Below are 19079 nucleotides of genomic sequence, written 5' to 3' on the forward strand. Positions count from 1 at the left end.
ATTGAAAAGGAGGTACCTGCAACGCATCACTGTTCACTTCTGTACGACCGTTCTGACAACATACATGTTCATTCACACCAAGAGACCTTCTAAGACGCCTGCTAGCGTCCCTACAAAAGGAGAGACACCAAGATGAAAAAATGGACACGACCTCAAATCGTACAAGCTTTGCAACTCGCTGCCCAAGAATACTCAGAACTCGATTCCAAACAATACAGTGTTTGGTCACATGACAAAAATGTCCCTTCCCTTTCTACCGTCATTCACCAATTCGGATCGTGGCGTGAAGCTCTCGTTGCCGCACAAATTAAGCTCTCGTTCCATTATTATTCAGACGAAGATATTCTACTCGCATTAAACAAAGCTGCAGAAGAACTCGCTCTGTTCACGAGTCAAACGTACCGAGAATGGTCAAAAGTGACGCGTTCTCCTTCCCTCACACTTATCAGTAGTCGTTTTGGTTCATGGTCGAATGCACTTCGAGAGGCCAAACTTCAAACGACGGCCGCTAAAAATAGTGAAGAACGAATCATTCAAGCCTTGATTGAAGCGTCTGAAGAGCTCGAACGTTTAACGTCACAACACTATGCAGTGTGGGCACAAGAACGTGGCTATCCGACAGTCGCCACAATTGCCCGGAAGTACGGTTCTTGGAGCTATGCACTTTTCGTGTTGGACATCGCTCCACCAAAAAGAAAATGGGATGAAGAGGATGTCATTGAAGCGTTGCGTCTTGCGAAAAAAGAATTATCCCACTTTAGTATCCTCCATTACCGAAAATGGGCTGAAGGACGGAACGTGCCGAGTACGTCTACGATTAATGTCCTATTCGGAAGCTGGACTGCCGCTCTCAAATGCATGGAGACACAAAAGATTACGCAATAATCCAAGATGAGACATGAAAAAGCGCCGACTAATAAGTCGGCGCTTTTTCATGTGACGATTGCGATATACATTGGTATTCCGATTAATAAGTTGAACGGGAAGGTAATCGCGAGAGACAAGGTCAAATAGAAGGATGGTTTCGCTTCTGGGACCGAGGCTTGTAGCATCGCTGGGGCAGCAATGTATGACCCACTCGCCGCAAGTGTCATCAGAAGAATCGTCCCTCCATCGGACAGACCAGCGACTCCTGCTGCGACAAAGCCGACAAGTGCTCCAATCAACGGGAAGAGTGTTCCCATGATGACGAACTTCAGTCCGTACGTCGACACCGTCTTTAACTGATGTCCGACTTTGACGCCTAACCCTAATAAAAAGAGGAGCAACACCCCTGGAAACAAGTCTACAAAGAATGGCTTGAGCGGAGTTGCATCTGGTGTCACGAGTCCTACGACAAGACCTGCAAGCATCAACAGAATACTCTTTGAGAATAAGCTATCCCGTAGCACAGACAATGAGTTTGTTTTGCTGGATGTCGCCGTGATGCCCAAAACTTGTGTCTGATTATATAGCAGTAACGCCACAATCAAACCTGGAATTTCAAGGACAACGACCAGTGTCGTCATGAACGGCTCATATCCAATCCCGAGTCGCTCAAGTTGCGTCGATGCAGCCACATATGTCACGAGTGAAACGGAACCGAACGTCGCAGTTATCGCAATTCGTTCATGGAATGAAAAGTTGAGCATTCCTCCGACGAAAAACGCGAGAATCGGCAGTGAAATTCCAATCAAAAGCGTCACGGTCAGCGGTAACGCAATCTCCTCAAAAGATACCGAGGCGAGTCCCATGCCACCCTTTAGCCCAATGGCGAGTAGTAAGTAAATGTTTAGCGTCGTGCTCAGCGAATCGGGAATCTTGAGATTTGATTTTCCGACTGCGGCGATGACCCCCGTCACAAACAGAAGCACCGGGGCGCTCGTCAATAAAAATAAAAACAATTCCATACGTCTTCCTCCTTGGCGACAAAAAAGCGCACACCTAAATAGGCGTGCGCTGTATGCCGACGGCTCGAACAATCGCTCCGTCAGGCCGACAACTGTCGGTTATTAAATTGGTCAGTAGCTCCGTAACAAGATTTCAAACAGCACGCTTCATGATGACTCGTCCAGTCGCTCCTATATACGTCTCTGACTGTCATTTTAAAAAGTCATGTTCCCGTTGTCAATCGGTTTGATCCCAAGGCGCGTCCAAACGAAACACAATCAGACGCTCTCCCGTTTTCGTACTGATGTCCGTATGGAGAGAGACGAGCGAGCGACCAAGTACTTGCTCGACGATGGACTCGAGTTGAGTGCGTCCCGCTTCGACAAGATTGTTGCGGTATTTCTTTAATTGTTCGCGACCTGACGACTTGGTGGCCAAATCATACTCGGCCGACGTCAACACCCCTTGGAGTGTGACGATGGCGAGGTCTCGAAGCAGGTCTGCCTTACACGTCAATGATCCGCGACCCAGGTATTCTTTCTCCCATTGGGTGATGCGGGCGCTCAGTTCCATTTCCAGCTGACCTTTTTTCCGCATTTACTTCACGAATCCAATCATCATCTCGCGAAGAATCTTAGCCGCCGCGATGGCCGTCATATCCGACTGATCATATGCCGGTGATACTTCGACAAGGTCCGCTCCGATGATGTCGAGGTCCGCATTTGCGATGGCGTGTACCGCTTCTAACAATTCTTTCGTCGAGATGCCACCGATTTCTTGTGTGCCCGTACCTGGTGCTGCCGATGGATCTAAGACATCGATATCGATGGTGACATATACTTTTTTCCTAGCGAGTGTCGGCAAGACGCGCTTGAGTGGCTCGATCACCTCAAACTGGTGCATATTGTAGCCAACTTCACGTGCCCATTCGAACTCTTCTTTCATCCCTGAACGAATCCCGAACGAGTAACAGTTCGATGGTCCAATCAAGTTTGCCGCCTTTTTAAGTGGGGTCGAGTGCGAGAGTGGCTCGCCTTCATACTCATCCCGAAGGTCCGTATGCGCATCCAAGTGGATGATGACGAAGTCGTCACCATATACGTCGTGCATCGCTTTGATAATCGGCCATGTGACGAGGTGTTCGCCACCCATTCCGAGTGGGAACTTGCCCGCCTTGACGACATCTTTGACGAATGCTTCGATGAGGTCGAGTGACTTTGGTGCGTTCCCGAACGGAAGTGGGATGTCTCCTGCGTCGTACACCGCAGCATCAGCCAAGTCACCGTCTAAATATGGGCTGTATTCTTCAAGGCCGATCGACACTTCACGAATCCGGTTCGGACCGAAACGCGAGCCCGGACGGAAACTAACCGTCCAGTCCATCGGCATCCCGTAAAGAACGGTCTTCGCCTCTGTCACCTCTGGGAGACTGGCGATAAACACTTTACCTGAGTATGCTTCATCGAAACGTTTGATCATTTTGTCAAATCCTCCACGAATTTTGGAAGGACGAATGCTGCATTATGAAGCTTCGGTGTATAGTATTTTGTTTCGATGTCATGGAAGCGCTCGGCCGATACTTGTTCAGGGTCGTACTTCTTCGAACCGATTGTGAACGTCCACATGCCGCTCGGGTACGTTGGAACATTTGCCGTGTACAATTTCGTGATCGGGAAGATTTCCTTCACGTCACGTTGAACCGTTTGGATGAGTTCTGGTGTGAACCATGGGTTATCCGTCTGTGCGACAAAGATGCCATCCTCTTTGAGCGCCTTCGAAATCCCTGCATAGAACCCTTTTGTGAATAGGTTCGCTGCTGGTCCGACCGGTTCTGTCGAGTCGACCATAATGACGTCGTACTCGTTTTCAGACTTAGCGATATGCATGAACCCGTCACCGACGATGACTTCCACGCGTAGGTTATCCAGTTCACCTGCGATATTTGGTAAGTATTTCTTCGAATATTCAATGACTTTCCCGTCGATATCAACGAGAACAGCTTTTTCCACTGATGGGTGTTTCATAATTTCACGAATAACACCGCCGTCTCCTCCACCGACAACCAGTACATGCTTTGGATTCGGGTGTGTAAAGAGTGGGACGTGTGCGACCATCTCGTGATAAACGAATTCGTCCTTATCCGTCGTCATGACCATCCCGTCAAGTAACAACATCGTTCCGAACTCGTCCGTTTCGACCATTTCTAATCGTTGAAACTCCGTTTGTTCGCTCTCATAAACGTGGTTTACACGGAACGTGATTCCGTAATCTTCTGTTTGGTGCTCCGTAAACCATAATTTTAATTTTTGGTCCATCGATAGAACCCCTTTCTGTTCAAAAAGTTGTTCGTATGCGAGTGGCGTTTTGAGGCGCTTCTTATTCATACGATAGGAAGTATACAAAACCTGTACCCATTTTGCACGATTTTTTTGCGAAATGTATCTTGAATGTGAGTTTTTTGTGAGATGTAGCCGATATACTGAATGAACTAATTTTGAATGGAAAGGTGGAATATTATGTGGTCACCCTGTGCTTCCTGTAACACAACGGTTCCTTTAATTTCTCAAGGGGAACTCATCACAAAAACGAAAGAATATTCTTATACATCATTCGAAGAATTAGATGCACTTCTGATGCACGTTGAGGGTACGGTATACTGTGTCGACAATCAATCGAACAGTCATCAAACGCCTCCACTCGAGGTCGAGGTGTTACGCGATCAACTCGCACATCGTCATATCATTGATCAAATTCAGCACGGAACGTTTGAGAGTCACCTTCAACCGATTATCTTCCTCGATTCTAAGGAAACGTTCGGGTATGAGGCACTTCTCCGTAGTGGTGCTTCTATTTCACCCGGTGATCTGTTCCGAACGGCCAACCGATTTGGGTTGCATTCGAAGCTCGATCAACGTGCTCGCGCCGAGGCGATTAAAGCGACGTTCGAAGCCGTGGCTCCACATCAAAAGACGTTTATCAACTTTTTACCATCGACGATTTATAATCCGGACTATTATTTACAACATACGTTCGATATTATCGATCGATATGGACTCAACCCAGACCGCTTTATATTCGAAGTCGTAGAGACGGAGAAAGTACATGACGTCGATCATCTTCAACACGTTTTTTCAACGTATAAACAACGGGGGATGAAAGTCGCATTAGATGATGTCGGTGCAGGTTTCTCTACCATCGATATGTTGAAACGACTCGAACCAGACTATGTCAAAATCGACCGCTCTTATATTTCATTTTGTGATGAAGATGCCGAGAAGCGGTCCTTCCTCAAAAAAGTACGAACTTTGACCAATTCGATGGGAATCACGCTTCTTGCCGAGGGCATAGAGCGTCTAGAGGAGGCAGATGTCTGTCGTGAGCTCGGATTCGATTTGGCACAAGGGTATTTCTTTGGAAAACCGGCACCAGCGAATAAGCACACCTTTGAAATTACATAAGTAAACTTCTTAACGAGGAGTGTAGGCATCGACCTTGTCGAAACCCTGCACTCTTTTTCGTTTTTCTATGATGAGTAAATGTCTGCCGCCCATTCCTTCCTCTTTATTTCATTAATTTTTAGGTTTCGGTCAGAGGTGTTCAGGAGATAGCATAATTATAGAAGATTGATGCGGGCGAAAGAGGTGAGTATGTAGATGAAATCATGGATTGTCAGTGGCTATGCGATTGTACTCGGAATTATCATTGGCTTAGTGAGTTGGCTCTTCTTATCCGTCGTCTATAAAGGGATTCATTTTGTATGGCATACGGTCCCTGAACAATTTGATGTTCGGTTGTATCTATTCCTCGTCCCGGTCCTCGCCGGGGTGTTGATCGGTCTTTTGCAACACCGTTATGGTCGGATGCCGCGCCTCATGCCAGAAGTACTAGAAGAACGGAAAGGGACCGGCCGTATTGACTACCGCTTGATCGGGTTCACGACATTGACCGCTTTACTCGTCCTCATCGGAGGGGCAAGTTTAGGACCTGAAGCGGCACTCGTCGGCATCGTCGGGGGGCTCACGACATGGTTCTCAGAGCGCATCCGCTACGTGCGCCAAGAATTAGGTGAATTACAAGAAGTCGGTCATGCGGTCGTTCTCGGGATTGTCTTCAACGCGCCACTCTTCGGCGCGATTGCGGCTGAGGAAACTGAGCGAAAGAAACAACCGATGCTGAACCTTCTTGCTACACTCGCTGGAATCGGAACGTTCTATCTACTCAATCAACTCGACGAACGCCCACCGTTTATCATTAAATTCCCAGCAATTGAAAGCGTCCAAATCGATTGGTCAATTTTATTGATTGTCCTTGCCGGTATGATTCTCGGATGGCTCTACTTAGTCAGTGAACATACATTAATGCGACTTTTTTCAAACATTCCTATTTTATTGCTCACTACGCTTGGCGGCATCGGAATCGGGGGAATGGCTTTCCTCTATCCAGACTTACTCTTCTCTGGTGAAGAAACAATCCTTGAGTACGTAGATGAGTGGCAACTCATCCCGCTATACACACTTCTCCTTTACAGTGTGTTAAAACTGCTCTTTACGGCATTCTGCCTAGCTACCGGTTGGCGTGGCGGTCATATATACCCATTTCTTTTTTCTTCGTTCACTCTTGGCTATTTTTTCAGCCTCTTATTTGAGATTGATATGACGTTTTCCGTCGTCCTCACGACGAGTGCCTTACTTGCGACAGCTATGCGACAACCGTTGGCGATTATCGTACTACTCGTACTTTTTTTCCCACCGAATAGTTGGCTTTATATATTTGCGGTCGTAGCCATCGTTTCCAAAATTCCATTGCCGTCATTTATGCACTCTCCAGTGAAAGCTTAATTTTAGAAATAGAAAAAAGGGGAATAGATGAATAGTTATGCAGTCTCTCGAAAAGAGGAACGGTTGTGAGCGAATACGAAATGGTCATTGAAAACCTAATTGACTCAGTTAGCTCAGATTGGATTAGCATTATTCTAGCTATTTTAGTCGTGATTATGGGGATTGTCGTCTTCGTTTAATGTCGTCATGACAATCGTCGACATGTTTTTATCCAAAGATATCGTCTGGGGAATCGTTGAAGTCATCGCTCTAGCCGTGTTGTTGTCCGTCTTCTATTACTGGAATCGGAATTGGACAAAAGCACAGTTCGGTCTCTTCCTCGTCTTGTTCTCTCTCGCAGTAAATGTGTACTTCTTTGTCCGTTACGCGGATGAAATCAACGCTGTTCTGAACAGCGTGTACTAAAAACGAGGGGATGCATCCCCTCGTTTTCATCGTTTCTGGAAAGGTGGTGTTTCGTTTGAAACGTTGTGTCATCCAATTGATGATTATGGTCATCAGTGTCATTTTGCTAGTCAGTCTCTTTTTTTGGCTGGATATCCTTATACCTGTTTTAATCGGCATCGCCATCGTCGCACCGCTTGTCGTCGGTTGGCAGATTCTATTTGACCAAGTACAGCCCCAAGGAAAGCTCGCCTGGTTACTTACCGTGTTCTTCATACCGTTCATCGGTGTGTTGGCGTGGGTCATGTTCGGACGCACTCCACGTCGTCATCGACGCTTTAAACGGACGTCATCTGAAATTCGGATGCTAAGACAAGCAATCGAGAGCGAAAAAATTGAGACCTCACCTGAGATCGTGTCCGCCTATCCGTTGACACGAACACTCGAAAAGTTAGGTGCGACCGGTGCGAACGGACATACCTCGACGAAGCTTCTCGTCAATGGTGAATCGAAATTTGAGACTTTGTTAGAAGTCATCAACAATGCAACAGATCATATTCATATTCAGTACTATCTATTTCGAACGGATGAGATTTCTTTGAAAGTCCGAGATGCACTCATCCAAAAATCAAATGAAGACGTGACCGTTCGTTTTTTGTATGACGGACTCGGTAGTCAAGAAATCGGAGAAGACTTCATTCAACCGTTACGTGAATCACGCGTTCACGTCCAGGCGTTCGACCCGGTCTTGCACCCTTATCTCGTCTTCAACGCGAACTTTCGAAATCACCAAAAACTGATTGTCGTGGACGGTCAAATCGCTTTGACCGGTGGATTAAACGTAGGAGACGAATATCTCGGTAAAAATGAGAAGCTAGGCTTTTGGCGAGATACCCATTTACACCTTGAGGGACCACTCGTCCGAGAACTCCAACAGCTCTTCGTTGAGAATTGGTTATATGCGGGTCAAGGTACGATAGATGAGACATGGGACTTGTTCGCAGACGAAGAACATCTATCTCGGTATTTTGTGAATGAACCGAAAGGACAAAACGGCGCGACGCAACTTCTCGTCACGTCACCCGGGAAAGATGTCACGATTCGTGATGGACTCATGCGCTTGCTCATGGAGGCTAAAGAGTCCATCTGGCTCACGACCCCTTATCTCGTTCCACCACCTGAACTGTTGGCGATTCTCGAGGTCGCCGGTCGTAGCGGGATTGATGTAAGAATCGTCGTACCGGGGAAAGGCGATGAATGGTTCAGTTTTCATGCTTCCGAATATTATTTCGAACAGCTGATTAAACGAAACATTAAAATTTATAAATATAATCGACATTTCATCCATGCGAAAACGCTTCTGATTGATGGCAAGGTTGCCCTTGTCGGATCGGCCAACTTTGATTTTCGAAGCATGTTTCTAAATCATGAGATGACGATTGCCCAATTCGATACGACATCCATACAAGAGCTTCACGACACCTTTTTAAAGGATTTTGAAGAATCGATTTTGATTGACTGGACCATGTTACGAAAAAAGACGACGAGGAAACGTTTCGTCGAGGCGTTTTGTCATATCTTTTCGCCACTACTTTGACGCATTCGCCAAACGAGGTATGAAACGGCAACGAGTCCGACTAAAAACAACTGCCATCCCATCGTCAACTGCATGGCCGCCGTCACCGCGAGTCCTTCGAAGATCAGGGCGGGGACTTTGCCGATTGTGCTCGCCATCGCGAACGATGCGAGCGTCATGCGACTAAATGCTGCCGATAACGTGACGAGACCAGACGGGACAAACGGCATGAGACGCATCCCGAGAACGAGGAACCAAGCTTCGGCTCCATCGGACTCCCGGAGGCGTTGAAATCGGCTACCACTCGGGGATGTATAACGGTGTAGCGCTTTTCGGTAAAGAATGAAGCTCCCGATGGCGCCGATTGCCTCCCCGATAATCGATACGAGTATGCCCGGTACGAAACCGAGGACGCTCACATTGATGGCTGTTAGAAAAGCACTCGGTAGGACACCGGCGACCGCGATTACACTATTCAATAAAATACTGATAATCAAAAATAAAGGGAGCGGGAGCAATTCCCATTCCATAACGATCACTCTTTCTATGCACAAAATAAGGACCATGACATGTCGTCATGGTCCTTCACTATATCATAGTGATGAAGAAGACGTTGCGCCTGCTTCATCCCACGAGTCTTCGTCGACTGGTGGTAAATGTTTTTCTTCCAATTTCGAAACGACGACCGCACATGCCGCATCCCCCGTGATGTTGACTGATGTGCGAAGCATATCGAGAATACGGTCGACCCCGATAATGAGGGCGATTCCCTCTACCGGTAAGTTGACCGACTGAAGGACGAGGGCAAGCATGACGAGCCCGACTCCTGGCACACCTGCTGTCCCAATGGATGCGAGGACCGCTGTGATGACGACCGTCAACAACTGAGTCATCGTTAAATCAGAAGCAAATACTTGTGCGATGAAAATCGTCGCAACCCCTTGCATGATTGCCGTCCCGTCCATGTTGACCGTTGCTCCTAGTGGCTGCACGAATGAAGAAATTGAACGCGGGACACCAAGTTTTCTTTGTGCCACTTCCATAGAAACAGGAAGGGTCGCGTTTGATGAAGACGTCGAGAAGGCGAACGTCATCGCTTCATAGAAGTTTTTGAAGAAGAATACAGGACTCATCTTCCCGATGAAGTAAACGGCTGCTCCGTATACAATCGTTGCATGTAAGAATAGCGTCAAGACGACGGCAATCATATACCATGCCATCGCAACGACCGCATCGAGACCGATGCCTCCAATCGCAGAAGCAATCAATGCGAAAGCGCCGTATGGTGCGAGCTTCATGACAAGATGAATCAAGTACATCATGATACGATCACCTTGTTTGATGAATTGACGCCACGTCTTCGCCTTATCCCCGAGAGCAATTAATGCAAATCCAATCAATGCCGCAAAGACGATGATTTGAAGCATGTTTCCTTCAGCGAGTGCCGTAATCGGATTTGTCGGAATCATATTGACGAATGTCTGTACGATATTTGACGATTCCTCGGTCGCTGTTGATTCAAATTCAAGACCTGTTGTTTGGAAGTCCCCACGCTCCCCTGGCTGTAAGACAGATGCGACACCCATCGCTAACATGATGGCGAGTGCTGTCGTCGTCAAAAAGAATAAAATCGATTTCGTCCCGACTCGGCCTAACTCTTTCGGATCCCCGAGACCCATGACACCTAAAATAATCGAGAAGAAGACAATCGGTACGACTAACATTTTAATCAAATTCAAGAAAATCGTTCCGACCGGAGATAAAATATATGGATTCACAGTTTCATAAATATTATCCGGCAATCCCGCCAATCCTAGACCAACTACAACACCTAGCGCGAGACCGATTAAGATTTTTTTCGTTTCGCTCATCGTATCACCCTTTCTTTTTTCATAATGTAGTCAGTATATCATAATACTGAATTTTCATACAATTACAAATGAATATCTCTTCAGTTACAAAATTCCCTTTTAATACCAAAAAGTCGAAACAAAAAAGATTGGAGACGAAAATTCGTCCAATCTTTTTACTCATCGCGTAAGCGCTCGAGCTCTGCATGAAGTTCAGTCGACTGTTCCCAAATCTCGGGGCGATGTTCCTGTAAGAAATTCGCTAATACGTCTCGGGACGGAGCATCCATCATCTCGATTAAAATCCGACCCTTCAACGACTTGTCCATCTGATTGACGTGATATGGCAATAATTTATAGCCGCGTCTCGTTTCTAAGTCAACCAACATATCACATGCCGCAATTCCACCGTAGTAAAAGCCTTCTGGTTTTCGACCGACTGTGACCCACACAATCCAGTACAGTTTCCCGTTCGGTACCGCCTCCTGGTCCGTCAAAAACTTAATGCGTTTCTCAATGGCAGACTTCGCATGCATTGCGCCCATGTCGATTGTCGCTGTGCCCGTCTCGACATCGATAATCACCGGGGACATGTTATTTAAACTAAGCGAACCGACACCAAAACCACCATGCCCGTCCGTTGCATCGTCTGAAATAATATTAAAATTAATGTCTTTCATGTTCCACCCTCCCTCTCTACTGTACACAATGATATAGGATTGTGGCAATCATGAGTCACACCCAGTCGATTTGAAAGCGTCCGCCTGGACCGATTTGTTGAATCAGTGAACGGTCTTCTTCGATGACTCTTCCGATGACATTGACTCGTTCATCTGCCGATAAATTCTGCTTCGTCACTTGTAATTCTCCTGCATATCGACCGTAACGTTCATTGTCGATCGTGATACTGCCAATCAGCCTTTCTTCTGTGTATCGCGGTTGAATCCGTTGATTTCCGGGTCTGCCGTAAGCACGAGACTCAACGGAACGAAGGACATCACGGGCAGGGTCCATCCGATTCGTGTGACGGGTCGGAAGAGAATCATCACGACCCCGTGCAGTCGCTCGAAGGACGATGATTCCCTCATCGTACGCCTGAAACTGTCGCATCGTCGTATCTGATACATACGGGTCGCCAATCAAGATACGATCGACTGTCGTTTGCAAATTGACATAACACGAAAAAGGAGACTTGTGACGATGCGCTTCGAGTGTCGGTAACGTCTCATGAAGGGGACCACGCAACCGCTCTTCTCCAGGGATGAACGCTTGTATCTTGATTCCTTGTGACCGGAGCCAAAGGTTTTTTTCATCAAACCATGTACGCTCGAGCCCTGTTTCCGGACGAGGATAAAAATTATGCCACGCTTCTACGCGTTCTCGTTGTAATCCGTGCCGAAGCATCTCTTCGAGTTCTTTTTCTGTGAGCGTACTCGCATTCAATGCAACCATCATCTGTTTCGATAAAGCAGCGACTTGTTTCGGCGTAACGCCATAATCGACTCGTAATCCCGTGATGCCCCAATCTAAAAGCGTATGCGCATCGTCCCAGTCCTTGCCGAGCGCCTGTAGAGAAGACGGGGCAATATCTGCTACGAGTTCCATATCGAGGCGTCTTGCCAACGCACCTAACTGCTGGAGTCGTTCCGTATAGGTTGTCGGGTCGTCTTCTGGAATATGAAGCGACGTGAAGATGCTCGTAAACCCTACCTCTCGCATACGTTCCATCCAATCAATTAATTCAGGTGACAGTTCCTCGCTCAAGTAAATTGAAATCCCTCTCATACCCATCACTCCTTACCAAAAGTAGAGAAAAAGATGACTCGCTTCTGAGCCATCTTTGTTTATTAGATTCCGTCCGCCATCTCTTCTTTAAAGCCGAAGAAATACGTGAATAAAAAGCCTGCCGTATATGAAATCAATAGTCCTGCAATGTACGTCAAATACATGCCATTATCAATCAATGGTGTGAGCGATAGACCGGATACACCGATTCCGAGCGCCGCTGTCTTCATCGTTGCTTGGAAGGCACCACCGACCGCGGCTCCGAGACATGCTGTCAAGAACGGACGTCCGAGTGGAAGCGTGACCCCGTAAAGAAGTGGTTCGCCGATTCCAAGGAACCCGACCGGGATGGCTCCTTTGATAATATTACGCAGGCGCGGGTTGCGTGTCTTCACAAAGATCGCAAGTGCTGCACCGACTTGACCCGCACCGGCCATCGCCAATATCGGAAGGAGTGCTGTCGTCCCGACCGTATTCAACAGTTCCAAATGAATCGGCGTCAATCCGTGGTGTAACCCGACCATGACGAGTGGTAAGAAGAATCCGGCAAGTACTGCTCCCGCTACCGGCCCCCCGACTTCAAGCGTCGCATTGATGCCTCGCATGATGCCGTCTGATAATAATCCTGCGACTGGCATGATGGCATAAAGGGCAGTAAATCCAACGATTAGGACAGTAAAGAGTGGTGTAAAGATAATATCAATCGATACCGGCATGAAGCGACGAATGTGCTTCTCGATATAAGTCATGAGCCAACCGGCAAAAATAACACCAAACAGCCCTCCACGCCCGACAACGAGTGGTTCCCCATAAATAACGATATCCGCGAGGAGCGGGTTGAATAGAATTCCCCCGGCAATTGCCCCGAGTACCGGCGTTCCCCCAAACTCTTTTGCTGTATTCCACCCGACAAGGATGGCCAAGTACGCAAAAACTGTACTCCCGAGCACGAGCAGAATTTGCATCCACGTCTCTGTCCGGTCGACACCGGCATTGACAGCGAAGTTCGCCGCACCGTTAATAATCCCCGAAGCGACAAGTCCAGGAATGAGCGGAATGAAGATGTTTCCGAGGCGACGAAGGAATCGTTTGAACGGTGACTTTTGCTTCTCTTTCACCTTCTGGCGTTCAACAGCCGCACGTTCCTCTAACGTTAAGTTCGCATCCACCGACTCTTCCCCGATCGCCAGACCCGTCTCGTGACTCATATAGTCCGCAACCCGATTGACGGTACCCGGACCGACGACAATTTGCAGCGTCTCGTCATCGATGACACCCATGACCCCGTCAATCTTTTTCAGTGCGTCAAGATCTGCTTTCGTCGCATCTTTCAACGTCAACCTTACACGTGTCATGCAATGCGCGAGTTGACGAATATTCTCTTTCCCCCCGACATGTGCGAGGATGTCCCGTGCTAAAACCTCTTCTTTCTTCACCTTGAATTCCCCCTTATAGCGCCTCACGGACGAATCCGTTCGCACTCTCTAATCGTTTGATAGCCTCTTCATAAGAGACGTCGGCTAAAATCATGACGATTGCTGTTTTGACGTGGCCTTTGGATGACACAAAATAACGCGCGGCCGTCTCCATGTCGACCCCTGTCGCTTCTGCGATCATCCTCTTGGCACGCATTTCTAGCTTTTCATTCGTCGGCTTCACGTCGACCATCAAGTTTTGATACACTTTCCCTACTCCAATCATCGACGTCGTCGATATCATGTTGAGGACAAGTTTTTGAGCCGTTCCTGCCTTCAATCTCGTCGAACCTGTCAACACTTCCGGTCCGGTCTCCACTTCAATCGGATAATTCGCATGTCGACTGATAATCGCATCTTGGTTACATGAAATAGCAGCCGTCACCGCACCGATTTCACGTGCGTAGTCGAGACCCCCGACCACGTATGGTGTCCGACCACTCGCCGCAATCCCAATGACCGTATCGTCCGCTGACAATTGAAGCGCTTTCAAATCTTGAACCGCCAATTCCTTACTGTCTTCTGCTCCCTCGACGGCTTTAACGAGCGCACGTTCGCCACCTGCAATCAGTCCGATGACTTGATTCGGTGACACACCGAACGTCGGCACACACTCTGCAGCGTCTAAAATACCGAGTCGCCCACTCGTACCCGCTCCGATGTAAATCAAGCGACCGCCTTTACGAAAGGAAGCGATGACCTGCTCTACAACTTGCGCGATGACCGGGAGTTGTTCTTGAATCACTTGAGGGACTTTTTGATCCTCTGCATTCATAATCGTCAATCGTTCCTCAATCGACATCTCGTCCAGTTGCATCGTTCGTTCATTCCGTCTTTCTGTAGCCAATTTATCTAGCATCGCCACCATCCTTTCTTCTCTATGATTTCATCGTACTATATTGAAACTTAAAGTCAATTTACAATTTAATTTTTATGAAATTTAATTTCAAATGAGATTCAAAAGAAAACTCACTCCAATCGAATGAGTTGTTTCTTCAGGACGTGAACGCGCACGTCTTTATTCGTGACCGAATCCTTTTCGTATTCATAGCCGTTCCGTTCCCAAAATCGGCGGGCTCTCTCATTATGAGGAAGCACTCCTAACCGAAACTCTGTTTGATATGGACGCATATATTGATTTTCCAACTGTTCATACAACGTTTGCGCCAGACCTGTCCCGTGAAGCGACCCATCGACGACGAACAAACCGAGCCAAAGCGAGCCATCTACCGGGTGTTTTTTAAGAGGTCTGCGATTGCTATGATTCGCTCTCCTTCGCGAAAAATCAGGCTCATTGTCCCTTCTTCTTCAACATCCGCCACGTTCTCGTCGCGAAACGTTTCAGTGGATTGTCCATTCATACGAGCGAACGTGCGCTGCCGCATCAAGAAGTTCTCCAACTCCGGTCGATCCTCTACCGCATATGGTCGAATCATCGGCGCAATTTCACCATCTCATCTCGGGCTTCTGCGTAACGATCGATCAATCCTTCTCCTTTTCGGTGAAGGAGTCCCATATATAACGTATCGACAATCGTTAATTGCGTCATCCGTGAGGCGATACTTGCGATTCGGAAGTCACTCTCGACGTTCGGCGTACAGAGTCGAACGTCCGCTTCCCGGTAAAGTGGTGATTTGTCGAGGTTGGTGATGGCAATGACAGGAACACGTTTCTTTTTCGCAAATCGGACGAGCTCAAGCACATCTTTCGTTCGTCCTGACGTACTAATCGCGACAAATACGTCAGACTTTCCTAAATGCGGGATCAGCGACAACATATAATGAAAATCCGGAGATGTCATGGCTGCATATCCCAATTTCGTAAACTTATATTGCGCATCAATCGCCGCCGTCGAAGATCCGCCGACCCCTTAAAAAATGACACGGTTTGCACGTGCGAACAACTCCACCGCATGTTCGAGTTCTCGTTTATCCATCGCTTCGGCGCATGCTTCAATCGCCGCTTTATTGACGTGAATGACTTTTTGAAACGAGTCGTACGGGGTATCTTTTTGCTGAAGGACATTGAAATCTGTCAATGTCGTCTCCGTGACGGCCAGGTCTTTCACGAGCGCGAGTTTAAATGCTTTAAAACTATCGATTCCAATCACTCTAGCGAAGCGAACGATACTCGCCTCAGACACATCCGTCTTTTGGGCAAGCTCTTTCGTGGTCATATTTGGAATGAGCGTTGAATGCGACAAAATGTAGTCCGCAATTTTCTTTTCAACCGCTGTCATATCGTCTTTTGCTAAATCAATTTTCGTAATTAAGGATTCCATCGGGTCATCCCCTTCCTGCAACTTTTGTTCTTTTATGATAGCGGATTCTTTCCTCATATTCCAATCGGCTAAGAAGGTCGAGCGTTCACCCGGCCTATAAGTTGTTCGTATTGAACGTGTCCCCACCTTGAATCGATCCCTTCTCAAATCCTCTTTCGAACCATCGCATCCGTTGTTCAGAAGTACCATGCGTGAACGAGTCCGGTGTCACGTATCCACGCGCCTGACGTTGTAACGTGTCATCCCCAATCTGATGCGCGGCATTCATCGCCTCTTCGACGTCTCCTGCTTCGAGATACCCTAAACCTTGCGCATGATGCGCCCATACGCCTGCGTAGTAGTCCGCCTGCAATTCAAAGCGAACGAGATAACGGTTGAATTCCGTTTCACTCATCTCGTTACGAAGCGGCATGATTTCTCCTGTCGCCCCGAGAAGTGTCTGTACATGATGCCCGACCTCATGGGCGACGACGTATGCCATCGCAAAGTCACCAGGTGCATTGAAACGTTGGCTCAATTCATCATAAAAACTCAAATCGATATATAGTTTTTGGTCGCCGGGACAATAGAATGGACCAACGACCGACCCGGCAATACCACAAGCGGATTCGACTTGTCCCGAAAATAGGACGAGCGTCGGCTCTTCATATGTCATCCCATTTTTAGCGAATATGTCTGTCCACACTTCTTCCGTATCTTTTAAAACGACCGCTACGAAATCCGCCATCTCCTCTTCACGAGCCGTTCCCGTATACGTTCCCTCCGATTGAGGTTCCCCAAGTCCGATGTTGTTGACGAGATCCGTCGGACTGCCTCCGTTCAATAACGTAAAGACGATGACGAGAATCAATCCGAGACCACCCCCGACCCCGGCAATCCCTTTTCCTCCGATGCTCCGTCCCCGTCGGTCCTCGACGTTACGGCTCTGTTGTCTTCCTTTCCACTTCATCTTCATTCCTCCTACATTCGCTCTGTCTTGTTACATACCCGAAATATATAAAAAATGAGCGCCTGCTTTGAGGTAGATGAGAATTTTTCTTTTCTCAGCGAACGGGATTCACTACAATATAAGAGACTTCAGCAAAGGAGGAATGACCATGCCTTATGTAACTGTAAAAATGCTCCCGGGCCGTACCGTGGAACAAAAGCGCGCGTTGATTGAAAAAGTGACGGATGCCGTCTCCGAAACGACGAATGCGCCAAAAGAAAACATCACCGTCTTCATCGAAGAGATGGATGCGACACATTACGGACAAGCCGGTGTAATGCACGCAGATAAGAAGTAAGTGACGAACGGACTCCTGATATGGAGTCCGTTTTCTATTCTAATCTTCCCTGTTCACGTCGAACCGTTCACTCGGTATGGTCGGCTTAATCAAGTGACGCGTCGCTCGCCAGATGTGATAGCCGATACGGTCGAGCCAGAGCAATACTTGCACTTTTTGTATCGTCAGGTCCATCTCCAGTTGATTCGCTGCCGTCTCTTCTAACAGTTCCGAACGATGTGCTTTCCGATACTCCGCCAGTTGTTTCGAGGCCTGTTTCCACAGCTTTGAATCCTCCGGCGGCGTATGATGATTCAGTTGATTCACAAGGTCAAGCTCATGTAACACAAGTTCTCGTGCTACTAAAAAGTCGGTGTCCCGAAGTACGTGGACCGGTTCGACTTCCCGCAAGACGTATAACCAGCGTTCCAGGTGGTCAATCGTGTGCAAGAGAGATAAATGTTGACCATAATCATTTCGCTTTCCATCATCCTCAAGACGTATCGTGCTCAAAAAGAAACGAACGTCGCTCAACGTCTTGTCGACGAGGATCAATTCATCTTCACGTAGTCGCCCTTCACGGACGAGCAACTCGGTCTCGTTCCCTAAATAACGCTCGATTTCAAGTAAGGAACGTCGTGCCGCTTCCAAAGCGACTGTCGGAAGTTGTGACATGTTTTTATCGAGCAGACGTGTCAATTTTTCGGAGCGACTTGGAATCCACTTCAGTAATCGACGTGCGAACGTTTGATAAAAAGGCAGGAACAAGATCACACCCAGTAGATGGAATGTCGTATGGAATAAAGCGAGGCGCAACAAATCGTTCCAGTTGAACCAATCGGCCACTCGATTGACGACCTCGAAGAGAACGGGAAATGACAACCACCCCATGAGGACAATCGACACATGGTAGATGGCATGAGCCAACACGATGCGCCGCGCCGATTTCCATCCACCAATCGAACCGAGTGCCACGACAAGGCTCGTTCCAGCACTCTGACCGAGCACCAAATAAGCAGCCGGTGGGAGTGAAATCGCCACTGTCGCAAGGGCCGTCATCGTTAACACGAGTCCAATCGTCGACGACTGAAGGATGGCGGTCATCATGAACCCGATTCCAATCAGAACTGCCTGATGCAGAATAGTCATTTCACCGACTGAGCCAAACGAGAACGTGACGACATCCCGCATTGCTTCTTGAAGTGTTCCAATTCCAACAAAAATCAACCCGATACTGACGAGAAACAATCCAATACGGCGAAGGCGCGGACGGGAGAGACGAAACGCCATCCCGATTCCAATGAGCGGTAGAAACAACTGGCGCACGTCTAAATTGTAGCCAAGGACGGCAATAATCCACCCTGTCGTCGCACTCCCTACATTGGCTCCAATGACGAGCGGTAACGATTGTGTGAACGTGAGGAGCCCTGAACTCACAAATCCAATCGTCATCAACGTAGTGACCGAAGAAGATTGGAATAAGGCTGTTAACATGGCACCAAGTGTCGCACCTGACAAAGAGCCATCGGTGAATTGATTTAAGTGATGACGTAGTCGTGTACGAGGGCGCTGAAAAACCTTCGCTCTATCCGAGCGTGAACAGAGAAAAGGACGATTGGACCGACTAGTGTCGGGACAATCGTCCTTTTTCCCTTGCCCTCATCCTGTTTTTCTTTCCTGAGGGCGATGATTCGCTTCAGATTGACCGCGACGATGCTCATTGCGCTCTGTAACGTCATGCCTTTCAGGTCTGACG

General features: G+C 47.8%; 21 protein-coding genes and 1 pseudogene. 6 read left to right on the forward strand and 16 right to left on the reverse strand.

Annotation, left to right across the window (positions count from 1 at the left end):
- The first annotated feature begins 132 nt into the window (after nt 1-132).
- A complete protein-coding gene (locus tag KNO76_RS03460) occupies nt 133-885 on the forward strand; it encodes a homing endonuclease associated repeat-containing protein (protein WP_026825040.1) in 753 nt (250 codons plus the stop codon).
- Between the two features lie 47 nt (nt 886-932).
- On the opposite strand, the gene KNO76_RS03465 is transcribed toward KNO76_RS03460, so the two are convergent.
- From KNO76_RS03465 to speE, 4 genes are all read right to left on the reverse strand, one after another.
- The gene (locus tag KNO76_RS03465; RefSeq protein ID WP_214882576.1) at nt 933-1889 is read right to left on the reverse strand and encodes a sodium-dependent bicarbonate transport family permease; all 957 of its coding nucleotides are present in this window, start codon (nt 1887-1889) and stop codon (nt 933-935) included.
- A gap of 217 nt (nt 1890-2106) precedes the next feature.
- Complete coding sequence (locus tag KNO76_RS03470; RefSeq protein WP_214882578.1) at nt 2107-2466, reverse strand: Na-translocating system protein MpsC family protein; 360 nt, start codon at nt 2464-2466, stop codon at nt 2107-2109.
- Nucleotides 2467-3348: an agmatinase gene (gene speB / locus KNO76_RS03475; protein ID WP_214882580.1), complete on the reverse strand. Its 882-nt coding sequence runs from the start codon at nt 3346-3348 to the stop codon at nt 2467-2469.
- Nucleotides 3345-4184: a polyamine aminopropyltransferase gene (gene speE, locus KNO76_RS03480; protein ID WP_214882583.1), complete on the reverse strand. Its 840-nt coding sequence runs from the start codon at nt 4182-4184 to the stop codon at nt 3345-3347. Before speE ends, speB begins: the two co-directional genes overlap by 4 nt.
- Before the next feature lie 201 nt (nt 4185-4385).
- Here speE and KNO76_RS03485 point away from each other — a divergent pair, with 201 nt between their 5' ends.
- The 4 genes from KNO76_RS03485 (at nt 4386) to cls (ending at nt 8688) form a co-directional block, all read left to right on the forward strand.
- Nucleotides 4386-5327, forward strand: coding sequence for an EAL domain-containing protein (locus KNO76_RS03485; protein ID WP_214882586.1), 942 nt, complete (start codon nt 4386-4388; stop codon nt 5325-5327).
- A gap of 195 nt (nt 5328-5522) precedes the next feature.
- A complete protein-coding gene (locus tag KNO76_RS03490; RefSeq protein ID WP_214882589.1) occupies nt 5523-6707 on the forward strand; it encodes a chloride channel protein in 1185 nt (394 codons plus the stop codon).
- Between the two features lie 162 nt (nt 6708-6869).
- Nucleotides 6870-7112 carry a hypothetical protein gene (locus tag KNO76_RS03495; RefSeq protein ID WP_214882591.1) on the forward strand — a complete coding sequence of 81 codons (243 nt, stop codon included), beginning with the start codon at nt 6870-6872 and terminating at the stop codon, nt 7110-7112.
- 46 nt (nt 7113-7158) lie between these two features.
- Nucleotides 7159-8688 (forward strand): cardiolipin synthase, encoded by a 1530-nt coding sequence (cls, locus tag KNO76_RS03500; protein ID WP_353047864.1) that lies wholly within the window; start codon nt 7159-7161, stop codon nt 8686-8688.
- Here the strand turns inward: cls and KNO76_RS03505 are convergent.
- The 10 genes and pseudogenes from KNO76_RS03505 to ypfJ all read right to left on the reverse strand — a co-directional run bounded on the left by KNO76_RS03505 (nt 8664) and on the right by ypfJ (nt 17007).
- A complete protein-coding gene (locus KNO76_RS03505) occupies nt 8664-9197 on the reverse strand; it encodes a TVP38/TMEM64 family protein (RefSeq protein ID WP_251127860.1) in 534 nt (177 codons plus the stop codon). The genes cls and KNO76_RS03505 overlap by 25 nt on opposite strands.
- 63 nt (nt 9198-9260) lie before the next feature.
- The gene (locus KNO76_RS03510) at nt 9261-10538 is read right to left on the reverse strand and encodes a dicarboxylate/amino acid:cation symporter (RefSeq protein ID WP_026825031.1); all 1278 of its coding nucleotides are present in this window, start codon (nt 10536-10538) and stop codon (nt 9261-9263) included.
- 155 nt (nt 10539-10693) lie between these two features.
- Complete coding sequence (locus tag KNO76_RS03515; protein ID WP_214882595.1) at nt 10694-11197, reverse strand: YwhD family protein; 504 nt, start codon at nt 11195-11197, stop codon at nt 10694-10696.
- A gap of 55 nt (nt 11198-11252) precedes the next feature.
- A complete protein-coding gene (locus KNO76_RS03520; RefSeq protein ID WP_214882598.1) occupies nt 11253-12302 on the reverse strand; it encodes a DUF871 domain-containing protein in 1050 nt (349 codons plus the stop codon).
- A 62-nt stretch (nt 12303-12364) separates the two neighbouring features.
- The gene (locus KNO76_RS03525; protein ID WP_214882600.1) at nt 12365-13738 is read right to left on the reverse strand and encodes a PTS transporter subunit EIIC; all 1374 of its coding nucleotides are present in this window, start codon (nt 13736-13738) and stop codon (nt 12365-12367) included.
- Nucleotides 13739-13751: 13 nt separating this feature from the next.
- Complete coding sequence (gene murQ / locus KNO76_RS03530) at nt 13752-14645, reverse strand: N-acetylmuramic acid 6-phosphate etherase (protein ID WP_214882603.1); 894 nt, start codon at nt 14643-14645, stop codon at nt 13752-13754.
- 101 nt (nt 14646-14746) lie between these two features.
- Complete coding sequence (locus KNO76_RS13980; RefSeq protein WP_251127862.1) at nt 14747-14983, reverse strand: GNAT family N-acetyltransferase; 237 nt, start codon at nt 14981-14983, stop codon at nt 14747-14749.
- 20 nt (nt 14984-15003) lie between these two features.
- The gene (locus KNO76_RS13985) at nt 15004-15213 is read right to left on the reverse strand and encodes a hypothetical protein (RefSeq protein WP_251127863.1); all 210 of its coding nucleotides are present in this window, start codon (nt 15211-15213) and stop codon (nt 15004-15006) included.
- Nucleotides 15210-16058, reverse strand: a pseudogene (locus KNO76_RS03540) (MurR/RpiR family transcriptional regulator). Before KNO76_RS03540 ends, KNO76_RS13985 begins: the two are co-directional and overlap by 4 nt.
- 94 nt (nt 16059-16152) lie before the next feature.
- Nucleotides 16153-17007: a KPN_02809 family neutral zinc metallopeptidase gene (gene ypfJ, locus KNO76_RS03545; RefSeq protein ID WP_214882607.1), complete on the reverse strand. Its 855-nt coding sequence runs from the start codon at nt 17005-17007 to the stop codon at nt 16153-16155.
- Nucleotides 17008-17155: 148 nt separating this feature from the next.
- On the opposite strand from ypfJ, the gene KNO76_RS03550 reads away from it, so the two are divergent.
- On the forward strand, nt 17156-17344 hold the full coding sequence (locus KNO76_RS03550) for a 2-hydroxymuconate tautomerase (RefSeq protein ID WP_012727443.1): 189 nt from the start codon (nt 17156-17158) through the stop codon (nt 17342-17344).
- Between the two features lie 39 nt (nt 17345-17383).
- Here the strand turns inward: KNO76_RS03550 and KNO76_RS03555 are convergent, their stop codons facing one another.
- Together KNO76_RS03555 and KNO76_RS03560 are read right to left on the reverse strand one after the other, a co-directional pair.
- On the reverse strand, nt 17384-18841 hold the full coding sequence (locus KNO76_RS03555) for a Na/Pi cotransporter family protein (protein ID WP_251127864.1): 1458 nt from the start codon (nt 18839-18841) through the stop codon (nt 17384-17386).
- 20 nt (nt 18842-18861) lie between these two features.
- On the reverse strand, nt 18862-19079 hold a 218-nt coding region (locus KNO76_RS03560), incomplete at its 5' end, for a hypothetical protein (RefSeq protein WP_214882610.1).

This window comes from Exiguobacterium sp. s101 (assembly GCF_018617835.1).
In the GTDB taxonomy this organism is placed as follows: Bacteria; Bacillota; Bacilli; order Exiguobacteriales; family Exiguobacteriaceae; genus Exiguobacterium; species Exiguobacterium marinum.

What these genes read in the sequence shown, in the direction of transcription:
- KNO76_RS03460 (WP_026825040.1), top strand. Translation starts at nt 133, where the DNA reads ATGAAAAAATGGACACGACCTCAAATCGTACAAGCTTTGCAACTCGCT.
- KNO76_RS03465 (WP_214882576.1), bottom strand. Translation starts at nt 1,889, where the DNA reads ATGGAATTGTTTTTATTTTTATTGACGAGCGCCCCGGTGCTTCTGTTT.
- KNO76_RS03470 (WP_214882578.1), bottom strand. Translation starts at nt 2,466, where the DNA reads ATGCGGAAAAAAGGTCAGCTGGAAATGGAACTGAGCGCCCGCATCACC.
- speB (WP_214882580.1), bottom strand. Translation starts at nt 3,348, where the DNA reads ATGATCAAACGTTTCGATGAAGCATACTCAGGTAAAGTGTTTATCGCC.
- speE (WP_214882583.1), bottom strand. Translation starts at nt 4,184, where the DNA reads ATGGACCAAAAATTAAAATTATGGTTTACGGAGCACCAAACAGAAGAT.
- KNO76_RS03485 (WP_214882586.1), top strand. Translation starts at nt 4,386, where the DNA reads ATGTGGTCACCCTGTGCTTCCTGTAACACAACGGTTCCTTTAATTTCT.
- KNO76_RS03490 (WP_214882589.1), top strand. Translation starts at nt 5,523, where the DNA reads ATGAAATCATGGATTGTCAGTGGCTATGCGATTGTACTCGGAATTATC.
- KNO76_RS03505 (WP_251127860.1), bottom strand. Translation starts at nt 9,197, where the DNA reads ATGGAATGGGAATTGCTCCCGCTCCCTTTATTTTTGATTATCAGTATT.
- KNO76_RS03510 (WP_026825031.1), bottom strand. Translation starts at nt 10,538, where the DNA reads ATGAGCGAAACGAAAAAAATCTTAATCGGTCTCGCGCTAGGTGTTGTA.
- KNO76_RS03515 (WP_214882595.1), bottom strand. Translation starts at nt 11,197, where the DNA reads ATGAAAGACATTAATTTTAATATTATTTCAGACGATGCAACGGACGGG.
- KNO76_RS03520 (WP_214882598.1), bottom strand. Translation starts at nt 12,302, where the DNA reads ATGAGAGGGATTTCAATTTACTTGAGCGAGGAACTGTCACCTGAATTA.
- murQ (WP_214882603.1), bottom strand. Translation starts at nt 14,645, where the DNA reads ATGGTGGCGATGCTAGATAAATTGGCTACAGAAAGACGGAATGAACGA.
- KNO76_RS13985 (WP_251127863.1), bottom strand. Translation starts at nt 15,213, where the DNA reads ATGATTCGACCATATGCGGTAGAGGATCGACCGGAGTTGGAGAACTTC.
- ypfJ (WP_214882607.1), bottom strand. Translation starts at nt 17,007, where the DNA reads ATGAAGTGGAAAGGAAGACAACAGAGCCGTAACGTCGAGGACCGACGG.
- KNO76_RS03550 (WP_012727443.1), top strand. Translation starts at nt 17,156, where the DNA reads ATGCCTTATGTAACTGTAAAAATGCTCCCGGGCCGTACCGTGGAACAA.